Consider the following 20,400-nt stretch of genomic DNA (forward strand, 5'->3'; position numbering starts at 1 on the left):
TAGGGTGGATTAGCCTGCGGCGGCGCGACGCGCTGCCGCTGGCGTAATCCACCTCGCTTCTCTCCGCGTGCCGAAACAGAAACGGTGGATTACGCCTTCGGCTAATCCACCCTACGAGATCACGCAATCAGACGCCGCCGCTGCAATAACGCGTCCACATCGCGCGATAGGCCGCGTCCACCGCTCGTGCATATGAGATGGGGTTGGCCGCGGCCGTGGCGTTGATCGTTGCGGGCAGTTCGCGGCGCAATTTGTCGAGCTCGCCGGTCTCGGCCGCGCGACTGGCCGCGATCTCGACATAGGCCTCCTCGCTGTCGGCGACCCAGTCCGGCAGGCCAAGCGCGGTGAGGATGGCGCCGGCGGCGCGGCCGGGCAGGCTGTTGCCGAGCTTCGCCACCACGGGCACGCCCATCTGCAGGGCTTCCCATGTGCTGACGCCGCCGTTCTGCGGGAACGGATCGAGAGCAATATCGATGCGATTGAACGATGCCAGATGCTCGTCCCGCAACGTGGCCCCGAGCAGATCGACGCGTTCGGCCGGCAATCGGCAAGCCGCAAATCGCGCCAGCAGCTTGTCGCGGACGAGTTGATCGTCGAGCGCAACATCCTTGATCAGGAGGCGCGAGCCCGGCACCCGTTCGAGGATACTGGACCAGACTGCCGCGGCCTCGTCCGAGATCTTGCTGATGCGGTTGAAGACACCGAAGGTGACGAAGCCGTTCGAGAGTGCCGGCGTCTTGCCCTGCGCAATCCCGGCCGGCAGCGGCGCCAGCGTCACGAAGCACGGCAGGTCGACCACCGTCTCTGCAAACAGATGCCGAACGTCGTGCGGAATCCCGACCGGATCCGAGAACAGATAATCGATTGTCGGCAACCCGGTGCCGGTGCCATGGCCCCAGCCGTGCGCCTGGATCGGTGCCGGCTTGCGCGCAAATACGCCGAGGCGGTTTCCTCTGGTATGGCCGGACAGATCGATCAGGATATCGATGCGATCGTCGCGAATCTGGGCGGCGAGGCGATCGTCGCTCCATTGCGAGGCGTCACGCCAGCGATCGGCGATGCCTTGAAATTCGCGTGTCGTCGCGTCCACTTTCGCCGAGCACGAGTAGCACACGATCTCGAACTGGGCGCGGTCATGGTGTTGCAGGACGGGCTTGAAGATGAACGCAGCCGAATGCGCGTTGAAGTCCGACGAGACGTAGCCAAGCACCAGGCGGCGATCCGGATCGCGGCCGTTGTCATGCGGTGCCGCCGCTTCTGAAGCGATTTTCGCGCCGATCCGCTCCCACCATACGCGTCGCGCCTGCTGATGCCGCTCGACGCTGGCGTCCGGCACAAAATCGAGCGTGAAGATCTTGCTCGAGATCGCGCTCTCGAGATCGGGCCTGATATCGAGGGCTCTGTCGAAACTGGCGAGGGCTTCGTCTACCCGGCCTAGTCCGGCAAGACAAAGGCCCAGTACCAGATGAGCCTGATCGGAATCGGGCGCGATCGCGAGCGCCTTCTCGCAATCGGATAGTGCCTGGGCCACCTGCCGGCTCTGAAGCAAGACATTGGCGCGCCAAAGCCATCCGTTCACGTCGTCAGGGGCGAGGGCGATTGCCCGGTTGCAATCCGCCATGGCCTCGTCGAATCGCTGCAGCTCCCGGAGTGCCACGGCGCGGTTCGCCAGCGCCGCCGCATAGTCGGGCTTGATCGCGAGCGCGCGGTTCAGGCTTGCAAGAGCCTTGTCGTAGTTGCGCAGACGGCAGAGCGTGGAGCCGCGGCCGTTGTGGGCTTCGGCGAGGTTTGCGTCGACGGCGAGCGCCCGATCGTAGCTGTCGAGCGCTTCCTGGTAGCGATCCAGGGCCGCGCTCGCGTTCCCGAGATTGGAGAGAGCGAGGGCGTAGTTGGGCCGCAAGGCGAGCGCCTTGCGATAGCTCTCGCGGGCATCATTGTGACGTTTCAGCCCGTTCAGCGCGACGCCCAGGCTCATATGGGCTTCGGCCGATCGCGGATCGACGACAACCGCCCGGCTCAGCAGGCTCTCGGCCTGCTGATAATTCCCAGCATCGGACTCCAACGCGCCGAGCATATGCAGCGCGATGAATTGATTGGGCGCGATCTGCAGGAGCTGGCGATAGGCAGCCTTGGCCCCGGGCAAGCGTCCCTTCTTGTGCAACTCGAGCGCTTGCCCGAGCAAGGGCAGCACGTCGGCCTTTTGCCGCTTCTGAAGCCGGGCATTCTGAAATGCACGCTGACCGACATTGCTGCCCATGAATCAATTCCCCCGGATGTCCCGGGCGAGACTAGTTCAGCGCGAGAACGAAGACGAGACGACCCCAGCCCGACGCGCCAGCTTGGGGCAAGCTACGATCCGATACGGTGATCGCGTGATTGGCCTCAGCCTCTTACCCTCCAGGGGAGGGTCCTGGAGGGGGAGGGTGACAGCGCGGATGCGGCACTACTCAACACGACCAGCTCTGCGATTGCTGCCTCGCCCACGACTGGATAAGCTGACCTGCAAGCCATACCGCGCGACGGCGGCTCAGAAACAGGGAGGCAGACAATGGCCAAGCAAAAGGCATCGAGGCCCGCATTGAAGACCGCGGTGAAGAAGTGGAGTGGCGCCAAGGCGGCGGCGCGATCCTCGGCACGCAAGGCCGTGAAGGCGAAGGCGCGCACTGCCGCTGCGAAAAAGCCCGCACGTCCGAAGCAGCGCATCGCCGTCAGCCATCACCGCGAGGAAGACTTCAAGGCCGACGGCCTGCGCGCCTACGCGAAGTATCGCGATCTCGGCATCGGCGAGGCGACCCATGGCCTCGCGCAGGCGCATGTGATCCGCCTGCAAGGTCCCTGCAACCCGGCCGAGGTGTCCAAGCTCCACTATCACGACGTCGAATTCCAGATGGTCTACGTGCTCAAGGGCTGGGTGAAGACCTATATGGACGGGCAGGGCGAGACCTTGATGCAGCAAGGCAGCGCCTGGACCCAGCCGCCGAAGATCAGACACATGATCCTGGACTATTCGGACGACGTGGAGCTGCTGGAGGTGATCCTCCCCGCTGAGTTCAAGACGGTGGAGCTGAAGGCGTAAGCGCAACTCTCGATCGCTAAAATGCGGTCGATCCGAGAAACCGGGCGGTCAGCAATCGGGATGATTTCGGCCGCCCCGCAAGCCTGGTGCTAACCAGTCGAAAATACCTCTCGCGTCAACTCAAGGCTGTGTCAACGCGGGAAATGCTTTCATGGCGACCAACACTTTTGGCCGACGCGGCACCGTAGCGCCAGCTCCAAGAGCATCGTTTCAAGCCGCCGCCGCGCCGGTCGCGATAGAGAAGCCCTCGTCCAGCGAGGAGACGCTTTTTGCCGACAACAAGCTTCTGGCCGACATCCCCTTCCTCACCATAGGCCTGATCTTCGGTCTGGTCCTGATCTTCGTTCTGCAGCGTAGTCTCGCCATCGACATCGCGCGGGACGGCGACATTGATGTGCGCTCGCTGATCGCTCAGGGCGCGTCCGGCTACGATCTCGTCGTCGGACGGGGGGAGTGGTGGCGAATCGGCCTTGCGCCGCTTCTGCATGGCAGCGGGTGGCACCTCGTGAGCAATTGCGTTGCGCTGTTCATCGTCGGCGTCAGGCTGGAGTCGCTGATCGGCCGCGGCTGGTTTGCTTTGATCTTCGTTGCCAGTGCATTGGCCGGAGAGGCCGGCTCGCTGCTGGGCAACGGTCCCGGCACGGTCGGCGTCGGTGCGTCCGGCGCCATCACCGGGCTGATCGCCGCGCTGTTCGTGGCGAGCTTCGATCCCGAAGCGGACGCCGATCAGACCATATCGAGGCTGAAGACGTCGCTGTTCTTCGGTGTTCCCGCACTGCTGCCAATGGCCTTTGGCGCTTCCGGCAACGTCAACTATTACGCCCACGCAGGCGGTGCGGTGGCCGGCGCCGCGCTCGCCGTCACGCCGTGGCTCGCCTTCTGGTCCTATGTCAGCCTGCCGCGGAGTGCGAGCATGACCTTGCTGGCAGGATCCATCGGATCTCTCATCTGCGCCGGCTTCGCCGCCGCGCATTATTCGGCCTACATGGCCGATGCCGCGCACTATATCCGCGCCTCGGAAGTGCCGATGAAGGGCGACGAGATGGCCAGCCGGTCGCTCGATCTCGTTAGCCGCTACCCGAAAGACGCGCGGGCTCACGTCTACCGTGCTGTCTTCTTCCTGGAACAAGCGGATATCAATGCCGCCGAGAGGGAAGCGCAAACCGCCATGTCGCTCGCAGCTTCGGACGTGGCGGGTGGGCCGGTGCGCTCCGGGGCGCAGGGCTTGATAGCGGTGTTGCTGTGGGTGCAGGGGCGAACCAGCGAGGCAAAGGCCATGGCGGCCGAGCCGTGCCGTTCCAAGGTGCCTGAGGTGCGTCGCATCCTGCAGAAGTCGAAATTGTGCGGTTGAGGCAAAGATTCTCGCCGCCGTCATTGCGAGGAGCTCTTGCGACGAAGCAATCCAGACTGTCTCCGCGGACGCATGTCTGGATTGCTTCGCTTCGCTCGCAATGACGCGTGGAAAGAGAGCCTACGCCAACACCCCCACCACCGCTCCCATCAGGCACGTCGTGAGCGTCCCCGACACGATCGACTTCAGCCCCAGCGCATTGATCTCCTCGCGCCGCTCCGGTGCCATCACCCCTAAGCCGCCGATCATGATGCCGAGGCTGGCGAAATTGGCGAAGCCGCACATCGCATAGAGCATGATCAGGCGCGAGCGCGGATCGAGCGTATCGGGCGGCAGCTTCGAGAAGTCGACATAGGCGATCAATTCGTTCAGCACGGTCTTGGTGCCCATCAGGCTGCCGGCGGTGATCGCTTGATCCCACGGCAGCCCCATCAGCCAGCACACCGGCGCCATGACGAGGCCGAGCAGCCGCTGCAGCGAGATCGCGGCGCCGCCGACGTGCGGGAGCAGGTCGAGGATTGCGTTGACGAGATAGACCAGCGCCACCAGCACCAGCAGCATCGCGACGATGTTGATCAGCAGCTCGATGCCTGCGCTGGTGCCTTTCACGATCGCGTCCATCGTGCTGGCGACCTCCATCTGCGGATCCTCCAGCGCGCCGCCGGTGCGCTTGTCGGAGGTTCCAGGGACCATGATCAGGCTGACCAGGATCGCCGCCGGCGCGCCGAGCACCGAGGCGATGACGAAATGCGCGGCGGCGTCGGGAATGAGCGGCGCCAGCAGAGTCGCATAGAGCACCAGCACGGTGCCGGCGATGCCGGCCATGCCGCCGGTCATGACCAGGAACAACTCGCTGCGCGTCATCTGTGCCAGATACGGCCGCACGAACAGCGGTGCCTCGACCATGCCGAGGAAGATGTTGGCGGCGGTCGAAAGCCCGACGGCGCCGCCGACGCCGAGGGTGCGCTCCAAGAGCCAGGCCATGCCGCGGACGATCGGCGGCAGCACGCGCCAATAGAACAACAGCGTCGTGAGCACGCTCATGACCAGCACGATCGGCAGTGCCTGGAACGCCAGGATGAAGTCCGCGCCTGGCGCCTTCAGGTCGAAGGGCAGGGGTCCGCCGCCGATATAGCCGAACACGAAGGCGGAGCCGGCCCGCGAGGCCGCCGAGATCGCGCCGACCGCCTCGTTGATGGCGCCGAAGGCATGGGCGACGACCGGCAGCTTCAGCAGCACGAGGGCGGTGACGAAGGTCGCGGCAAGGCCGATCGCCGCCTGGCGCAGCGACACCGCGCGACGATTTTCCGCCAGCGCGAAGGCGATCAGCAGCAATGCGAAAATGCCGAGTGCAGATTGCAGGCGCAGCATGATGTCTCAAGCCCCTCGATGATTATGGCCGCCCATGCGTTGCAAAGGCAATGCCGGGAGCAGCCGGGAACGACCAGTGTTGACAAGCGGGGCCACCTCGGCCACCCCGGGGGCCTTCGATATCGAGGGAAAGAGCGGTCCGAGCGTGACCGAAGAGGCGATGCCAGAGCAGCCAATATCCGGACATCGACCGGTCACCGCCGGTGAGCTCCTCCGCCATCCCGCTTTCCTGTTCTTCCTGCTCTCGCGCAGCCTGTCGCGCTTCTCCAGCCAGATCGCGGCCGTCGCGATCGGCTGGCAGATCTACGATCTCACCGGCTCGGCGTTCGACCTCGGGATGGTTGGTCTCGTCCAGTTCCTGCCCACCGCGCTTCTGGTGTTCGTCGCCGGCCACGCCGCCGATCGCTACGAGCGCAAGCGCGTCGTCCAGCTCTGCCAGCTGGTGGAGGCCGCGACCGCGCTCTATCTCGGGGCCATCACCTATCTCGGCGCGGTCAGCGAAGTGCAGATCTTCATCGCGACTTTCCTGCTCGGAATCGCCGGCGCGTTCGAGAGCCCGACCACGGCGGCGCTGCTGCCGCTGATCGCGCCGCAGGGCTCGCTCCAGCGCGCCACTGCCGTCTCCAGTGGGGCGGCGCAGGTCGCGACCATCACGGGACCTGCGCTCGGCGGCATCGCCTATGCGGTCGCCCCGCACCTTGCCTATGCCGTGATGGTCCTGTTCTGGGTCTTGGGGATGATCTTGACCGGCTTCATCCGGCCGCGCCCGCAGGCGATCGCGAGGGAGGGGATGGACTCGGACAACATCTTCGCCGGCGTCCGCTTCATTCGCAGCAACCCGGCGATCCTCGGCACCATCTCGCTCGATCTGTTCGCCGTGCTGTTCGGCGGCGTCACGGCGCTGCTGCCGATCTATGCCCGCGACATCCTCCAGACCGGCCCGGTCGGGTTAGGCGTGCTGCACGCCGCGCCTGCGGTCGGTGCCTTGCTGATGACCATGGTGCTGGCGCGCCACGCGATCTCCCGGCATGTGGGCCTTCGCATGTTCCAGGCCGTGATCGTGTTCGGCCTCGCCACCATCGTGTTCGCGCTGTCGTCCTGGATGTGGCTGTCGGTGCTGTCGCTTGCAATCCTCGGTGCGGCCGACACGATCAGCGTCGTGATCCGCTTTTCGCTGGTGCAGCTGTCGACGCCCGATGAGATGCGCGGCCGCGTCGGCGCGGTGAACTTCCTGTTCATCAACGCCTCGAACCAGCTCGGCCAGTTCGAGAGTGGAGTGGCAGCCGCGCTGCTCGGCGCCATGCCTGCCGCCGTGCTCGGCGGCGTCGCCACCGTCGCAGTGGCGCTGCTCTGGATGAAGCTGTTTCCAGCCCTGCGCAAGGTGGAGAGCCTGGAGTAGGCGCTCCGCTCTCTCAACGTCATTGCGAGGAGCTCGCGACAAAATTGCGTAGCAATTTTGCGCTGGTGCGACGAAGCAATCCAGAATCTCACCGCGGCGGCAGCCTGGATTGCTTCGCTGCGCTCGCAATGACGATTGTTGAGATGGCGTGGAGACTTAACTCGCGTCACGCCCGCGGCCCGGCAGCAGCAGGCGCCTCTTGACGCCTACTGTGCATGGGGTTGTTTTCGCGCTTTTTTGTTCAGCCCCGCCCGACGAACGGCATCTTGGTCGCCATAACCGTCATGGTCAGCACGTTGGCATCGAGCGGCAGGCCGGCCATGTAGGCCACGGCATCGCCGACTGCTTTCGCGTCCATGCGCGGCTCGTGCTTGGTGGTGCCGTCGGGCTGCAGCACGCCGGGGCCGTTGACCATGCGGTCGGTCATCGGGGTTGCGGCATTGCCGATGTCGACCTGGCCGACGGCGATGTCATACATGCGGCCGTCGAGATTGCTGGCCTTGGTGAGGCCGGTGATGGCGTGCTTGGTCGAGGTGTAGGCCGCCGAGAATGGCCGCGGCGCGTGCGCCGAGATCGAGCCGTTGTTGATGATGCGGCCGCCGCGCGGGGTCTGATCCTTCATGATGCGGAAGGCGTGCTGGGTGCACAGGAACGGGCCGGTGAGGTTGGTGTTCACCACGGCCTGCCATTGCTCGAGGCTGAGATCCTCGAAGTTGACGGCCGGCGCGCCCATGCCGGCATTGTTGAAGAGCACGTCGAGCCGGCCGTAGGTCGCCTTCACCTTGTCGAACAGCGCGGCGATGGAGTCCGGCTTGGTCATGTCGGCGGTGACGCAGAGGCTTTTTCCCGCGGGACCGAGCTTTGCCGTCTCCTCGAGCATGTCGAGCCGGCGGCCTGTGAGCACCACGGTGAAGCCGGTGTTCATCAGCGCCAGCGACGCCGCGCGCCCGACGCCGGTGCCGGCGCCCGTCACCAATGCGATCTTTTTCGCTTCACTCATCGTTTCCTGCCTTTTCTCTTCTGCTGTCAGGTTTTGGGTTCTTTGTCGTTCTTGTAGGGCGGGCGCGGAATGTTCTGATGCGCCGCGCGCAAGGCCGCCGACCAGCGCGAGCGCAGGTCGTGGAAATAGGGCTCGCCTGCCTCGATGCGGTGGTTGAGATCGGCCTCGCAGGCATCGTTGCGCACCACCAGCACGTCGATCGGCAGGCCGACGCCGAGGTTCGAGCGCATCGTCGAGTCCATCGAGATCAGGCCGGTCTTCAGCGCCTCATAGAGCTCGACGTCGTAATGCATGGCGCGGTCGAGCACCGGCTTGCCGTATTTGTGCTCGCCGATCTGCAGGTACGGCGTGTCGGTGGTGCACTCGATGAAATTGCCGGCGGTGTAGACCATGAACAGGCGCATCCGCGCGCCCTTGATCTGGCCGCCGAACAGAAAGGAGACGTCGAAGGACACGTCCTCGGATTTCAGCGCCGGCCCTTCGGTGGCATGCACCGCCCGGATCGCCCGGCCGATGCGCTGGGCGGCCTGGAACATGGTCGGCGCGTTCATCAGCGTCTCGATCTCGCCCGTATTGGGATCTTCGAGGCCCTCGGTCAGCGTCGACAGCACCGACTGGCTGATGGCGAGGTTGCCGGCGCTGGCGATCGCCATGATGCGCTCGCCGGGCTTGGAGAAGATGTGCAGCTTGCGGAAGGTTGAGACATTGTCGAGGCCGGCATTGGTGCGGGTATCGGCGATCATCACCAGACCGTCCCGAACCAGGATTCCGCAGCAATAGGTCATTTCCAGTCCCCGAACGCGTTTGCGCGGAATTACTAGCCAATTTCAAGGGCCACTCCAACCCCCGATTAAGCCCGTCATTCCGGGGCGCGACGAAGTCGCGAGCCCGGAATCCATTCCTCCACCAACTCTGCGACCAGATGGATTCCGGGTTCGCGCTACGCGCGCCCCGGAATGACGGTGCGAGACGGCAAGCTAGTCAGCTGCGTCGACCAGAAACGCCTCATCAACCGGCACGCCGAGCGCCGTCACCAGCCGGTTGGTCTCCGCGGCCATGCCGACGATGGCGAGCAGCTCCCCATATTCGGCCTCACTCATGCCCTTGGCCCGTGCCGCGGCCGTGTGGGAGTGGATGCAATAGCTGCAGCCATGCGCGATCGACACCGCGACGTAGAGCATTTCCTTGACCTTGGGATCGAGCGCGCCGGGAGCCATCACCTCCTTGATGCTCTCCCAGGTCCGCCGCAGCGTCTTCGGATCATGCGCCAGCGCGCGCCAGAAATTGTTGACGAAGTCCGATTTCCGCACCTTGCGGATATCGTCGAAAACGGCGCGCGCTTCGGCCGAGAGTTCATCATCCGAAAGTAGTTTCACAGTCGCCATGGCTACCTCGCGGGTCTGATCCGATCCCGCGATTGTAGCATGCCGAATGTGTTCGGCTGGCGGCTCCTAGCTCTGCCGCTGGGATTGCGATTGCGACTGCCCGCCGCGGCCGGCCTGTTCGACCTTCACCGCCACCGTCAGCGTTTCCGTGCCGCCGCCGTAGCGCGTGCCGCGCACCGGGGCCGCGCCGAGATAGTCAAGCCCGATCGCGAGGCGGACATGCGCGTCGGTGGCGCAGATGCTGTTGGCGGGATCGAAGCCGACCCAGCCGAGATCGGGCACGTAGGCCTCTGCCCAGGCATGGCCGGCGTCCTGGTGCACCGTGTCGTCCGCACGCAGGAAATGTCCGGAGACGAAGCGCGCCGGCACGCCGCCGGCGCGGGCGCAGGCGATGAAGATGTGCGCGTAGTCCTGGCAGACCCCGCGCTTGAGTGTGAACGCCTCCGCTGCGGACGTGCCGCTGTTGGTGGGGTCCTCGTCGAACGTCATGTGATCGGTCACCTGCGTCATCAGCGTGTGCAGGAAGCCCAGCGTGTCGCTCTCGGCCTCGCTGCGCAACTGGCGCGCGACCGCCGTCATCGCCGGATTGACCGAGGTGAGGTCGGTGACGCGCAGGAACATGCCGGGGGGAAAACGCTCGTCGCTGCCGCGCAGCACGCCGCCGGTGTCGTGAGTCTCGATCAGCCCTTCGGCAATGATCTGGATGTCGCCGACCGGCCCGCAGGACAGCACGTGGGTGACGTTGCCGAACGCGTCCTCATGCATGTCGAGCTTGGTGTCGGTGGAGACGTCGATCTGCCATTCCGCGACGTATTGCCCGTCATGGCTGCCCGGCGTCATGCGCAGGATCTGGATCACGCTGGTGGCCGGCGGCTCGTAGCGATAGGTCGTGGTGTGCTGGATTCGCAGGCGCATGGTGGACCGTGTCGTTTGTTGTAAGGCGTGACTGCCGTCGCAAAGAAGCTCGTCATGCCCGGGCTTGTCCCGGGGCATCCACGTTCTTCCTCGTCGCGCAAAAGCAAGAACGTGGATGGCCGGGACATCTAGCGCGAAGACGCGCTTCGCGCTCTTGCCCGGCCATGACAATATCCCCTGTCGTCAGTCGAGCGACATTAGATCAAATACTGCTTCGTGATGATTTCGCCCAGCCTGGAATTGTCCGCGATGAATTCCTGAATGAATTCATGCACGCCATGCTGGAAAATGTCGTTCATGTTGCTGTGTTCCAGCCGGTTGCGGATGCCGCGGGCGTGGCGCTGGGCCGGGCCCTGGCGGCCATAGGCGACGCCGATCTGGTCGAGGTTGCGCACGAGGTTGCCGTAGCAGCTGGCGAGCGAGCGCGGCAGCGTGTCGTTGAGGATCAGGAGGTCCGCGATCAGCCAGGGCTTCAGCGTCTCGCGATAGACCCAATGATAGGCTGTCAGCGCCGAGACCGAGCGCAGGATCGAGCTCCACTGGTAGAAGTCGAGCGGCCCGCCGACATGCTCCTCCTCGGGCAGCAGCACGTGATACTTCACGTCGAGGATGCGCGCGGTGTTGTCGGCGCGCTCCAGGTGCACGCCCATGCGCGAGAACCAATAGGCGTCGTTGCGCAGCATGGTCCGATAGGCCGAGCCGTCGAAACGCAGCGAGGTCTCCTGCACGAAGCGCAGGAATTTTGCCAGGTCCTCGCGCGTCGAGGTGCCCTTGCTCCACACCGCCTGAAGCTCGATCCAGGCCGAGTTGATGGTGTCCCACATCTCGCTGGTGAGGGCCGTGCGCACCGAGCGCGAGTTCAGCCGCGCCGCTTCGATACAGTTTCGGATCGAGGACGGGTTGTTCTGGGAGAACGAGAGATACTCGACGACGTTGTGCTCGTTGGCTTCCTCATAGGCCTGATAGAAGCTCGCGGCGACCCCGGCCGTGAGCAGCGCCGAATCCCATTCATTGGTCTTGCCGATATAGGCGGCGGGAAGCGCGGTGACGCGCAGCGTCGCATCGATGGTGCGCGCGAGATATTCGGCCCGTTCGACGTAGCGGGCGAGCCAGTAGAGGTTTTCGGCGGTACGCGACAGCATCTCTCTACTCGTCCAGAATCCAGGTGTCCTTGGTGCCGCCGCCCTGGCTCGAGTTCACCACCAGGGAGCCTTCCTTGAGCGCGACGCGGGTGAGCCCGCCCGGCACGATGGTCGTGCTCTTGCTGCCCGTGAGCACGAAGGGGCGAAGATCGACGTGACGTGGAGCGAGGCCCGACGCCGTGCAGGTCGGGCAGGTCGAGAGCGCCAGGGTCGGCTGGGCGATGAAACCTTCCGGCTCGCGCTTGAGCTTGTCGCGGAACGCTTCGATCGTCGCCTTGGTCGCGGCGGGGCCGATCAGCATGCCGTAGCCGCCGGAGCCGTGCACTTCCTTGACGACGAGCTCACTAAGATTGTCCAGCACATAAGCGAGGTCCTTCGGCTCGCGGCAGCGCCAGGTCGGCACGTTCTTTAGGATCGGCTCCTCGCCGAGATAGAATTTCACGATGTCGGGCATGTAGGAGTAGATCGCCTTGTCGTCGGCGATGCCGGTGCCGACGGCGTTGGCGAGCGTGATGTTACCGACCGCGTAGGCCGACATCAGTCCGGGCACGCCGAGCACCGAATCGGGACGGAAGGTGAGGGGATCGAGGAAGTCGTCGTCGACGCGCCGATAGATCACGTCGACCCGCTTCAGCCCTTCCGTCGTCCGCATGAACACTTCGTTGTTCTTGACGACAAGGTCGCGGCCTTCGACCAGCTCGATGCCGAGCTTGTCGGCGAGGAAGGAGTGCTCGTAATAGGCCGAATTGTAGACGCCCGGGGTGAGCAGGGCGACCGTCGGCTCGCCGGAGGCGCTTTGCGGCGCGACCGAGCGGAGCGCTGCGAGCAGCTCGTCCGGATAGCGCTCGACCGGCGCCACCCGGTGGCGGGCGAACAGATCCGGAAACAGCCGCATCATGATCTCGCGGTTTTCCAGCATGTAGGACACGCCCGACGGCGTGCGGGCGTTGTCCTCCAGCACGATGAAGTCCTCGGCGTCGACCCGGACGATGTCGATGCCGGCGATGTGCACGTAGACGTCGTGCGGCACCTGCTGGCCGTTCATCTCGGGCCGGAACACCGGGTTCTGGAAGATCAGATCGTCGGGCACGATGTCGGCGCGGAGGATGTCGCGGCCGTGATAGATGTCGCGCAGGAACATGTTGAGCGCGCGCACGCGCTGCTTCAGGCCCTTCTCCAGCCGCGCCCATTCCTTGCCGGACATGATCCGCGGAATCACATCGAAGGGGATCAGGCGCTCGGTGGACTCGGAATCGCCGTAGACTGCGAAGGTGATGCCGATCCGGCGGAACAGGAGCTCGGCCTCCTGGCGGCGATATTCGAGCGCCTCGGGAGGCGTCTCCTTGAGCCAGCGCGCCAGCTCCTGATAGGCGGGGCGGAGGTCCCCGCCGGGAATGTTCATTTCGTCAAACGCGACTGCCATAGATCCCGACTTGTCTCCCCAGGCGTTGCGCCATGCGCCAGGTCGCGTCAGCCTTGATGAGACCGCAACGTCCTGTGGCCATGCGTCAACAGTGCATGACTTTCATGTGGTAGCAAGGGCCGGGCCAGCGCGATAAGCATGGAGAGGGGGCATTTGCCGGCGACGGCCGGCGGCGTGCCTGAAAAAATGGCTGAAGACTGCTTATTTCAGAAGCAAAACCGCGTGACTTCAACGCGTTACCTCGGCAAAGTCGGCGTCACAGGTGAGGGACTTAAGGCATGAGCGAGATCGTCACGGCGGGCATTCTGGTCATCGGAGACGAAATCCTGTCCGGCCGGACCAAGGACAAGAATATCGGCTTCATCGCCGAATACCTGACCAATATCGGCATCGACCTGAAGGAGGTCCGCATCGTCTCCGACGACGAGCCGGATATCATCGCTGCACTGGATGCATTGCGGCATCGCTACACCTACGTCTTCACCACGGGCGGCATCGGGCCGACCCATGACGATATCACCGCAGATGCCGTCGCCAAGGCGTTCGGCGTCGGGATCGACCATCATCCGGAAGTGGTCGCCCGCTTTCGCGAGCGCTGGAGCGAGCAGGACCTCAACGAGGCCCGACTACGCATGGCCCGCATTCCCGAGGGCGCCGAGCTGATCCAGAGCGCGACCATCCTCGCCCCCGGCTTCAAGATCGGCAACGTCATCGTCATGGCCGGCGTGCCCTCGATCATGCAAGCGATGATGGACATCGTCTCGCCCAAGCTGAAGTCGGGCGTGCGCATGCTGTCGGACTCCGTCCGTGCCAATGCGCGCGAGGGCGACATCGGCGGGCCGCTGCGGGCGATCGCTGCCGCCCATCCCGACACCATCATCGGCAGCTATCCCTTCATGGACGAGGAGCAGAAGCCCAACACCAATCTGGTGGTGCGCTCGCGCGATCCCGAGAAGCTCGCGGCGGCAATGGCCGCGGTGAAGGAAATGCTGGCGGGATTGAACGTCAACCGCTAGCAGGGAATTGCCGGACGAGATTGCAGGAGACAGGCGATGGCTGGTGAAGCACCGGAACTGAGTGCGCAGGAGCGGGCAGGCAAGGCCTTCCCCGTCTCGTGGGACCAGTTCCACCGGGATTGCCGGGCGCTGACCTGGCGGCTCAACGAGGTCGGTCCGTTCCATGCGGTGATTGCGATCACCCGCGGCGGCCTGGTGCCCGCCGCGATCGTGGCGCGCGAGTTAGGGGTGCGCGTCATCGATACGGTCTGCGTCGCCAGCTACGACCACAACAAGCAGGGCGAGCTCCAGGTGCTCAAGGGCATTTCCGAGGCGACAATGACGCTCGGCGGCGGCACCGGCAAGGGCCTGTTGATCGTCGATGACCTCGTCGATACCGGCAAGACCGGCAGGATGGTGCGCGAGATGCTGCCCGATGCGCATTTCGCCACCGTCTACGCCAAGCCGATGGGACGCCCGCTGGTCGACACTTTCATCACCGAAGTCTCGCAGGACACCTGGATCTTCTTCCCCTGGGACACAGCACTGTCCTACCACCCGCCGCTGCGCGACGGCGCGGCGTGACCAGAGCGAATGGCGAGTAGCGAATGGCGAGTAACACCGACCCCATTCGCCATTCGCCATTCGCCACTCGCCCCCTCCAGAACCGAGTCACGCCCACCGGCGACATCATCGCCACCCCACACCGCGGCCTGTTCACCGGCAATCGCGGCATCATCCACGATCCCGCGACGAAGACGCTGTTGAAGAAGCGCTGGTCGACGCCGGCCTGGATCACATGCCTGTGCGAATTCCGCGGCTGGCGGCGGCCGGTGATGGCGCGGCGGAGCTGGACCGAGCTGTTCTTCCTCGACGAAGCCACCGCCTTTGCTGCCGGACATCGCCCATGCTTCTTCTGCCGGCGTGACGATGCCAACCGGTTTCGCGCGGCATGGGAGAGGGGAAACGGCGCAAGCAAGGTGAGCGCAAAGTCGATGGACGCAAAGCTGCACCTGGAGCGTCTGGATCACGGCCGTAAGCGCCTGCACCCACTGCGAGGGCCGCTCGCAGACTTACCCGATGGCGTGATGGTGCAGCAGGGCGAGCAGAGCTATCTTGTGACGAAAGGCCGGCCGCTGCTTTGGTCGCCAGCCGGCTATGCCCGTACCGAGCACGAACTGTCGAGTGCGATGCTGCTGACGCCTCCATCCACATTACGGGCGTTCAGCGCCGGATATCGACCGGCGTTGCATCCGACCGCTCCGGACTAGCCGAGCGACCTGCGGATCACCGCCATCACCCCAGCCTCTCGCGCGCCAGCGCCGCGCCGGCGCCAAGCGCCACCAGCTTGGCTTCGGCGATCTCGCGCCGCATCGGCGCCATGCCGCAATTGGTGGTGGCGATGATGTTGCTCTTGGGCACGAATTGCGACACCGCCTCGATCACCTTCACGACGTCCTCGGCCGTCTCCACCGTGTCGCTGGCGACGTCGATGACACCGGCCTGCACGATCTTGTTCTTCAGCAGCGCGAGCAGGTCGAGCGGCACCTTGGAATTGCGGCACTCGATCGCGACCTGCTGGATCGGGCTTGCGTCGATGGCCGGAAAGATCTGCTCGTATTGCCGCCATTGGCTGCCGAGCGTCTCCTTCCAGTCCGTATTGGCCTTGATGCCGTAGCCATAGCAGATGTGCACGGCGGTGGCGCAGGTGAGGCCCTCCGCGGCGCGCTCCAGCGCCTTGATGCCCCAATCGTTGACCTCGTCCATGTAGACGTTGAAGGCGGGCTCGTCGAACTGCACGAGGTCGACGCCGTCGGCCTGCAAGGCCTTGGCTTCCTCGTTCAAGAGCTCGGCGAAGGCAAAGGCCATCTTGACCCTGTCGCCATAATAGCGGTCGGCAATGGTGTCGATGATCGTCATCGGGCCGGGCAGGGTGAATTTCAGCTGCTTCCTGGTGTGCGTGCGCGCGACGCGCGCCTCGAAGGCATGGACGCGGTCCTTCAGCCGCAGCGGCGCGACCACCTGCGGCACCATCGCCTTGTAGCGGTCTTTCCGGATGCCCATCTCGACCTTGTGGGCGAAATCGATGCCCTCGATCTTCTCCAGAAAGCCGTGCACGAAGTGCTGCCGGGCCTGTTCGCCTTCGGTGACGATGTCGATGCCGGCGTCCTCCTGGATCTTCAGCCAGATCAGCGTCGCATCGCGCTTGGCGCGGGCGAGCTCGTCGCCTTCGGACTTCCAGGGCGCCCAGAGCATGTTCGGCTCGGCGAGCCATTCCGGCTTCGGCAAGGAGCCGGCGATCGTGGTTGGAAACAGCATGGCGGCCCTCCCGGCGGGTTGTTGCGCCCCTTCCTGCCATGTCCTAACGTCGAGGTACAGAACAACAAAAGTCGTCATTGGCTGGCGGCAGCGATAGGGACGGCGCAAGGGAAGGCCCATGATCGACCTCTATTACGCGCCGACGCCGAACGGCTGGAAAATCTCGATCATGCTGGAGGAGCTCGGGCTTCCCTATCGGGTGATCCCCGTGAACATCCGCGCCGGCGAGCAGTTCAATCCTGAGTTCCTGGCGATCTCTCCGAACAACCGCATTCCCGCGATCGTCGACCACGAGCCCGCTGATGGCGGCGCGCCGTTCTCGGCGTTCGAGACCGGCGCGATCCTGATCTATCTCGCGGAGAAGACCAGCCGCTTCCTGCCCGCCGATTGGCGCGGCCGCTCCAGCACGATCCAATGGGTGATGTGGCAGATGGCGGGCCTCGGGCCGATGCTCGGTCAGCACGGCCATTTCGCGCTCTATGCGGCCGAGAAGATCCCTTACGCAATCGAGCGCTATCGCGACGAGGCGGCGCGGCTCTACGGCGTGCTCGATTGCCAATTGGCCAGGACCGGCGCCTATGTCGCCGGCGACTATTCCATCGCCGACATCGCCTGCTTCCCCTGGACCATGACCCACAAGGCGCAGGGTTTTACGCTCGACGACTATCCCAATGTGAAACGCTGGTATGCCGAGGTCCGGGCAAGGCCGCAGGTGCAGGCGGGGCTTGCGATCGGAAAATTCGTGAAAGAGCCGTTCGACGAGGAATCACGCAAGATCATGTTCGGGCAACGGGCTAAGGAAGTGCTGGGAAGGAAGTGACTCGTCATTCCGGGACGCGCGAAGCGCGAACCCGGAATCCACCAGGCAGCGTACCGAGAGGCGAAATGGATTCCGGGCTCGCGCCAAAGGGGGCGCGCCCCGGAATGACAGCAAAAAGGAACCCCCATGATCGAATTCTTCTTCGACTGCTCCAGCCCCTGGACCTATCTCGCCTTCCACAACATCCAACCGCTCGCCAAGGAGTTCGGAGCCGACATCACCTGGCGGCCGATCCTGGTCGGCGGCATCTTCAATTCGGTCAATCCGAGCGTCTACGCGCAGCGCGAGAAGCCGGTGCCGCTGAAGGCGCGCTACATGAAGAAGGACCTCGCCGACTGGGCACGTTCGGCGGGTCTTGCCATCAAGATGCCACCGACGGTGTTCCCGGTGAACAGCGTCAAGGTGATGCGCGGCTGCCTCTGGCTCGGTCAGGACATGGTGCCGTTCGCGACATCAGTGTTCGAGGCCTATTGGGGCGAGGACAAGGACATCTCGCAGGACGCGGTGCTTGCGGAGATCTGCAGGAGGGTCGGCATCGACGAGCAGAAGTTCTTCGCCGGTATTGCCGAGCAGGGCATCAAGGACCAGCTCAAGGCCAATACCGAGGAGGTCATCGCGCGCGGCGGCTTCGGCTCGCCGACGATCTTCGTGAACAAGACCGACATGTATTTCGGCAATGACCGCCTGCCGCTGATCCGCGAAGCGCTTTTGCGCAGCAAGGCGAGCGCGGCCTGATGGTGCGCGCCGTCGTCTGCCGCGAACTCGGCGCGCCCGAGCGTTTGCTGTTGGAGGAGTTTCCGTCGCGCGCGCTGAGGCCGGGCGAGGTGCGCGTCGCCATCCGCGCCGCCGGGCTGAACTTCCCCGACGTGCTGATGGCCGCCGGCGAATACCAGCTCAAGCCGGAGCTGCCGTTCACGCCGGGCATGGAAGCGGCCGGCGACGTCACCGAGGTGGCATCGGAGGCAAGCGGCGTTGCCGTCGGCGACAAGGTCATCGTGAAGATGCGCTTTGGTGCCTTCACGGATGAAGCGGTGGTGATGCCGTCGCAGCTCACTCCCATGCCGTCCACCTTCGACTATGCGGAGGCTGCCACCTATCTCGCCGGCCACGGCACGGCCTATCACGCGTTGATCGATCGCGGCCGGGTCACGCCCGGCGAGGTGCTGCTGGTCCACGGCGCCGGCGGCGGCGTCGGCCTTGCCGCCGTCGAGATCGGCAAGATGCTGGGCGCGACCGTGATCGCGACCGCCTCCAGCGACGAGAAGCTCAGAATCGCGAAATCGCGCGGCGCCGATCATCTCATCCGCTACGACCGCGAGCCGTTCCGCGATGCCGTCAAGCGCATCACCGACGGCCGCGGCGCCGACGTCGTGTTCGACCCCGTCGGTGGCGAGGTCTTTGAAGACTCGATGCGCTGCATCGCCTGGGGCGCGCGGCTCCTGGTGATCGGCTTCACCGGCGGCATCGGCTCGGCCAAGACCAATCTGTTGCTGATCAAGGGCGCCAGCGTGCTCGGCGTACGCGCCGGCGAAGCGGTGCGGAAGAATCCTGCGCTCGGCGAGGTCCGCCTGAAGGCGCTTTTGCAATGGGCGGAGGAGGGCAAGCTGCGCCCCAACGTCTCGCACCGCCTGCCGCTTAAGGACTATGCGAAGGCGATGCGGTTGTTGCTCGACCGCAAGGCGATCGGACGCGTTGCGCTACTGATGTGACGTCCGCGCGACGGTGTCGCGGCCGCCCGGCGCGTAGCCGAGGCAAGTCCGCACGATCTGGCCGCAGACGGCGTCACGCGCATTTCCGATGTCGGTATTCCCGGCATATTGCACCTCGGTGACCTTGCCGCGAGCAAAGCGCAACTGCACGCGACAATAGCCCGAAGGCGCCTGGCCTCCGATATTCAGGCCGGGCGGAAGCGTGAGCGTGGGCGGCGCGATGCCGCCGGGAGGGCTCGCCGCGTGCTCGTACATCCAGATCTCGCCCGAACCGTCCTTGGCGGTTCCGGCCGGCAGGCCGGCGCACATGCGGATCGCCGACTGGTCGAGACCGATCAAGCTGGCTCGTCCGCGCTGCGCCCACTCGGCGTCCTGCTCGGCACAGCCGGCAAGGACGAGTGGCGCGAGAGCCGCCATTCGCAGGCAAAGTTGCATCGGCATCGCTTCCCTGTGCGATGCGAACGATAGCGCAAGGTGGTTTTGCGATGCAGCAGGCCTGTCGACCGACTGTCCATGCGCACTTGGCATGGATCAAACAGCCGAGTTGCGCGTTATGGCGCGCTACGCGCTCGTCACTTGTACTCGCGCTCCGTCCACCACGGGAAGTAATCCGGCATGTCGGTGGACACCTTGTTCTTGAAGTGCGCGGGACGCTTCTCCAGGAACGACACCACGCCTTCCTTGACGTCGTCCGAGCGGCCGCGGGCGTAGATGCCGCGGCTGTCGACCTTGTGGGCTTCCATTGGATCGTCGGCGCCCATCATGCGCCACATCATCTGGCGGATCAGCGCGACCGACACCGGCGCGGTCTTTGCCGCAAACTCCTTGGCGAGCGCTCGGGCGGTCGGCAGCAGATCATCGGGGGCCACGACCTTGCTGACGAGGCGGCCCGCAAGCGCTTCCTGCGCCGGGAAGACACGGCCCGAATAGCACCATTCCAGCGCCTGCGAGATGCCGACGATGCGCGGCAGGAACCAGCTCGAGGCCGCCTCGGGCACGATGCCGCGCTGGGAGAACACGAAGCCGAAGCGCGCGGCCTCTGAGGCGATGCGGATGTCCATCGCGAGCTGCATGGTGACGCCGATGCCGACGGCCGGGCCGTTCACCGCCGCGATCACGGGCTTGAGGCATTTGAAGATGCGCAACGTCACTTGGCCGCCGCCGTCACGCACCTGCGGGTCGCTATAGTCGACCTTGCCGTCGGCAAAACGCTTGACCGGCCCGCGCCGCGCGTCGCGGTCGAACGTGTCGGCACCGGAGGAGAGATCGGCGCCTGCGCAAAAACCGCGCCCGGCGCCGGTGACGATGATGGCGCGGACATTGTCATCCTTGTCGGCAGCGTCGAACGCGTCGATCAGTTCGGCTTGCATCTGCGCGTTGAAGGCGTTGAGCTTGTCGGGCCGGTTCAGCGTGATGGTGAGGATCTGATCGGCGACCTCGTACTTGATGGTCTCATACGCCATGGCTGGTTTCCTTCCCTGTTTCTTTGTCGCTC

20 protein-coding genes are annotated in these 20,400 nt (G+C 64.9%); 9 read left to right on the top strand and 11 right to left on the bottom strand.

The annotated features are described in order from the left end of the window. Positions 1-127: 127 nt before the first annotated feature. A complete protein-coding gene (locus I6F21_RS16405) occupies positions 128-2,257 on the bottom strand; it encodes a tetratricopeptide repeat protein (protein ID WP_225139797.1) in 2,130 nt (709 codons plus the stop codon). 291 nt (positions 2,258-2,548) lie between these two features. On the opposite strand from I6F21_RS16405, the gene I6F21_RS16410 reads away from it, so the two are divergent. Both I6F21_RS16410 and I6F21_RS16415 read left to right on the top strand, forming a co-directional pair. Further along, positions 2,549-3,076: a cupin domain-containing protein gene (locus tag I6F21_RS16410; protein ID WP_225139798.1), complete on the top strand. Its 528-nt coding sequence runs from the start codon at positions 2,549-2,551 to the stop codon at positions 3,074-3,076. A 151-nt stretch (positions 3,077-3,227) separates the two neighbouring features. Beyond that, a complete protein-coding gene (locus I6F21_RS16415) occupies positions 3,228-4,427 on the top strand; it encodes a rhomboid family intramembrane serine protease (protein ID WP_225139799.1) in 1,200 nt (399 codons plus the stop codon). 120 nt (positions 4,428-4,547) lie between these two features. Here I6F21_RS16415 and I6F21_RS16420 read toward each other — a convergent pair whose 3' ends face one another. Beyond that, positions 4,548-5,798 carry a nucleoside transporter C-terminal domain-containing protein gene (locus I6F21_RS16420; protein ID WP_225183340.1) on the bottom strand — a complete coding sequence of 417 codons (1,251 nt, stop codon included), beginning with the start codon at positions 5,796-5,798 and terminating at the stop codon, positions 4,548-4,550. Between the two features lie 160 nt (positions 5,799-5,958). Between I6F21_RS16420 and I6F21_RS16425 the strand changes: the two genes are divergently transcribed. Next, positions 5,959-7,197: an MFS transporter gene (locus tag I6F21_RS16425; protein ID WP_225183345.1), complete on the top strand. Its 1,239-nt coding sequence runs from the start codon at positions 5,959-5,961 to the stop codon at positions 7,195-7,197. Positions 7,198-7,438: 241 nt separating this feature from the next. Here the strand turns inward: I6F21_RS16425 and I6F21_RS16430 are convergent, their stop codons facing one another. From I6F21_RS16430 to I6F21_RS16455, 6 genes are all read right to left on the bottom strand, one after another. Continuing rightward, positions 7,439-8,197, bottom strand: coding sequence for an SDR family oxidoreductase (locus tag I6F21_RS16430; protein ID WP_008563019.1), 759 nt, complete (start codon positions 8,195-8,197; stop codon positions 7,439-7,441). Between the two features lie 26 nt (positions 8,198-8,223). After that, positions 8,224-8,982: a proteasome-type protease gene (locus I6F21_RS16435; RefSeq protein WP_036015360.1), complete on the bottom strand. Its 759-nt coding sequence runs from the start codon at positions 8,980-8,982 to the stop codon at positions 8,224-8,226. 192 nt (positions 8,983-9,174) lie between these two features. Next, positions 9,175-9,582, bottom strand: coding sequence for a carboxymuconolactone decarboxylase family protein (locus I6F21_RS16440; protein WP_109143279.1), 408 nt, complete (start codon positions 9,580-9,582; stop codon positions 9,175-9,177). Between the two features lie 66 nt (positions 9,583-9,648). After that, the gene (locus tag I6F21_RS16445; RefSeq protein ID WP_036015358.1) at positions 9,649-10,497 is read right to left on the bottom strand and encodes a transglutaminase family protein; all 849 of its coding nucleotides are present in this window, start codon (positions 10,495-10,497) and stop codon (positions 9,649-9,651) included. A 197-nt stretch (positions 10,498-10,694) separates the two neighbouring features. Further along, positions 10,695-11,639: an alpha-E domain-containing protein gene (locus tag I6F21_RS16450; protein ID WP_036015356.1), complete on the bottom strand. Its 945-nt coding sequence runs from the start codon at positions 11,637-11,639 to the stop codon at positions 10,695-10,697. A gap of 4 nt (positions 11,640-11,643) precedes the next feature. Next, entirely contained in the window at positions 11,644-13,062 is a 1,419-nt protein-coding gene (locus I6F21_RS16455) for a circularly permuted type 2 ATP-grasp protein (RefSeq protein WP_225183341.1), read from the bottom strand. 278 nt (positions 13,063-13,340) lie between these two features. On the opposite strand from I6F21_RS16455, the gene I6F21_RS16460 reads away from it, so the two are divergent. Genes I6F21_RS16460 through I6F21_RS16470 form a run of 3 tightly spaced genes read left to right on the top strand, consistent with a single transcriptional unit; the run spans position 13,341 to position 15,328 of the window. After that, positions 13,341-14,078: a molybdopterin-binding protein gene (locus I6F21_RS16460; protein WP_225139801.1), complete on the top strand. Its 738-nt coding sequence runs from the start codon at positions 13,341-13,343 to the stop codon at positions 14,076-14,078. Between the two features lie 36 nt (positions 14,079-14,114). Continuing rightward, positions 14,115-14,642: a xanthine phosphoribosyltransferase gene (gene gpt, locus I6F21_RS16465; RefSeq protein ID WP_036015348.1), complete on the top strand. Its 528-nt coding sequence runs from the start codon at positions 14,115-14,117 to the stop codon at positions 14,640-14,642. 23 nt (positions 14,643-14,665) lie between these two features. After that, a complete protein-coding gene (locus tag I6F21_RS16470) occupies positions 14,666-15,328 on the top strand; it encodes a hypothetical protein (protein WP_225132682.1) in 663 nt (220 codons plus the stop codon). A gap of 25 nt (positions 15,329-15,353) precedes the next feature. On the opposite strand, the gene I6F21_RS16475 is transcribed toward I6F21_RS16470, so the two are convergent. Beyond that, positions 15,354-16,376 carry a methionine synthase gene (locus I6F21_RS16475; protein WP_225139802.1) on the bottom strand — a complete coding sequence of 341 codons (1,023 nt, stop codon included), beginning with the start codon at positions 16,374-16,376 and terminating at the stop codon, positions 15,354-15,356. 118 nt (positions 16,377-16,494) lie between these two features. Between I6F21_RS16475 and I6F21_RS16480 the strand changes: the two genes are divergently transcribed. The 3 genes from I6F21_RS16480 (at position 16,495) to I6F21_RS16490 (ending at position 18,905) form a co-directional block, all read left to right on the top strand. Next, positions 16,495-17,196, top strand: coding sequence for a glutathione S-transferase N-terminal domain-containing protein (locus I6F21_RS16480; protein WP_225139803.1), 702 nt, complete (start codon positions 16,495-16,497; stop codon positions 17,194-17,196). A gap of 126 nt (positions 17,197-17,322) precedes the next feature. Then, positions 17,323-17,931: a 2-hydroxychromene-2-carboxylate isomerase gene (locus I6F21_RS16485; protein WP_225139804.1), complete on the top strand. Its 609-nt coding sequence runs from the start codon at positions 17,323-17,325 to the stop codon at positions 17,929-17,931. Beyond that, the gene (locus I6F21_RS16490; protein WP_225139805.1) at positions 17,931-18,905 is read left to right on the top strand and encodes an NADPH:quinone oxidoreductase family protein; all 975 of its coding nucleotides are present in this window, start codon (positions 17,931-17,933) and stop codon (positions 18,903-18,905) included. Before I6F21_RS16485 ends, I6F21_RS16490 begins: the two co-directional genes overlap by 1 nt. Here I6F21_RS16490 and I6F21_RS16495 read toward each other — a convergent pair. Together I6F21_RS16495 and I6F21_RS16500 are read right to left on the bottom strand one after the other, a co-directional pair. Beyond that, positions 18,894-19,346, bottom strand: coding sequence for a hypothetical protein (locus I6F21_RS16495; RefSeq protein WP_156447196.1), 453 nt, complete (start codon positions 19,344-19,346; stop codon positions 18,894-18,896). The two genes, I6F21_RS16490 and I6F21_RS16495, sit on opposite strands and share 12 nt — an antisense overlap. 131 nt (positions 19,347-19,477) lie before the next feature. Then, positions 19,478-20,368: a crotonase/enoyl-CoA hydratase family protein gene (locus I6F21_RS16500; protein WP_057029550.1), complete on the bottom strand. Its 891-nt coding sequence runs from the start codon at positions 20,366-20,368 to the stop codon at positions 19,478-19,480. Positions 20,369-20,400 lie beyond the last annotated feature (32 nt).

This window comes from Bradyrhizobium sp. NBAIM03 (assembly GCF_020194055.1).
Lineage (GTDB): Bacteria > Pseudomonadota > Alphaproteobacteria > Rhizobiales > Xanthobacteraceae > Bradyrhizobium > Bradyrhizobium yuanmingense.

Excerpts from the sequence above, each read along its gene's own strand:
- I6F21_RS16405 (WP_225139797.1), bottom strand. The coding sequence starts at position 2,257 with ATGGGCAGCAATGTCGGTCAGCGTGCATTTCAGAATGCCCGGCTTCAG.
- I6F21_RS16410 (WP_225139798.1), top strand. The coding sequence starts at position 2,549 with ATGGCCAAGCAAAAGGCATCGAGGCCCGCATTGAAGACCGCGGTGAAG.
- I6F21_RS16415 (WP_225139799.1), top strand. The coding sequence starts at position 3,228 with ATGGCGACCAACACTTTTGGCCGACGCGGCACCGTAGCGCCAGCTCCA.
- I6F21_RS16420 (WP_225183340.1), bottom strand. The coding sequence starts at position 5,798 with ATGCTGCGCCTGCAATCTGCACTCGGCATTTTCGCATTGCTGCTGATC.
- I6F21_RS16425 (WP_225183345.1), top strand. The coding sequence starts at position 5,959 with ATGCCAGAGCAGCCAATATCCGGACATCGACCGGTCACCGCCGGTGAG.
- I6F21_RS16430 (WP_008563019.1), bottom strand. The coding sequence starts at position 8,197 with ATGAGTGAAGCGAAAAAGATCGCATTGGTGACGGGCGCCGGCACCGGC.
- I6F21_RS16435 (WP_036015360.1), bottom strand. The coding sequence starts at position 8,982 with ATGACCTATTGCTGCGGAATCCTGGTTCGGGACGGTCTGGTGATGATC.
- I6F21_RS16440 (WP_109143279.1), bottom strand. The coding sequence starts at position 9,582 with ATGGCGACTGTGAAACTACTTTCGGATGATGAACTCTCGGCCGAAGCG.
- I6F21_RS16445 (WP_036015358.1), bottom strand. The coding sequence starts at position 10,497 with ATGCGCCTGCGAATCCAGCACACCACGACCTATCGCTACGAGCCGCCG.
- I6F21_RS16450 (WP_036015356.1), bottom strand. The coding sequence starts at position 11,639 with ATGCTGTCGCGTACCGCCGAAAACCTCTACTGGCTCGCCCGCTACGTC.
- I6F21_RS16455 (WP_225183341.1), bottom strand. The coding sequence starts at position 13,062 with ATGGCAGTCGCGTTTGACGAAATGAACATTCCCGGCGGGGACCTCCGC.
- I6F21_RS16460 (WP_225139801.1), top strand. The coding sequence starts at position 13,341 with ATGAGCGAGATCGTCACGGCGGGCATTCTGGTCATCGGAGACGAAATC.
- gpt (WP_036015348.1), top strand. The coding sequence starts at position 14,115 with ATGGCTGGTGAAGCACCGGAACTGAGTGCGCAGGAGCGGGCAGGCAAG.
- I6F21_RS16470 (WP_225132682.1), top strand. The coding sequence starts at position 14,666 with ATGGCGAGTAACACCGACCCCATTCGCCATTCGCCATTCGCCACTCGC.
- I6F21_RS16475 (WP_225139802.1), bottom strand. The coding sequence starts at position 16,376 with ATGCTGTTTCCAACCACGATCGCCGGCTCCTTGCCGAAGCCGGAATGG.
- I6F21_RS16480 (WP_225139803.1), top strand. The coding sequence starts at position 16,495 with ATGATCGACCTCTATTACGCGCCGACGCCGAACGGCTGGAAAATCTCG.
- I6F21_RS16485 (WP_225139804.1), top strand. The coding sequence starts at position 17,323 with ATGATCGAATTCTTCTTCGACTGCTCCAGCCCCTGGACCTATCTCGCC.
- I6F21_RS16490 (WP_225139805.1), top strand. The coding sequence starts at position 17,931 with ATGGTGCGCGCCGTCGTCTGCCGCGAACTCGGCGCGCCCGAGCGTTTG.
- I6F21_RS16495 (WP_156447196.1), bottom strand. The coding sequence starts at position 19,346 with ATGCCGATGCAACTTTGCCTGCGAATGGCGGCTCTCGCGCCACTCGTC.
- I6F21_RS16500 (WP_057029550.1), bottom strand. The coding sequence starts at position 20,368 with ATGGCGTATGAGACCATCAAGTACGAGGTCGCCGATCAGATCCTCACC.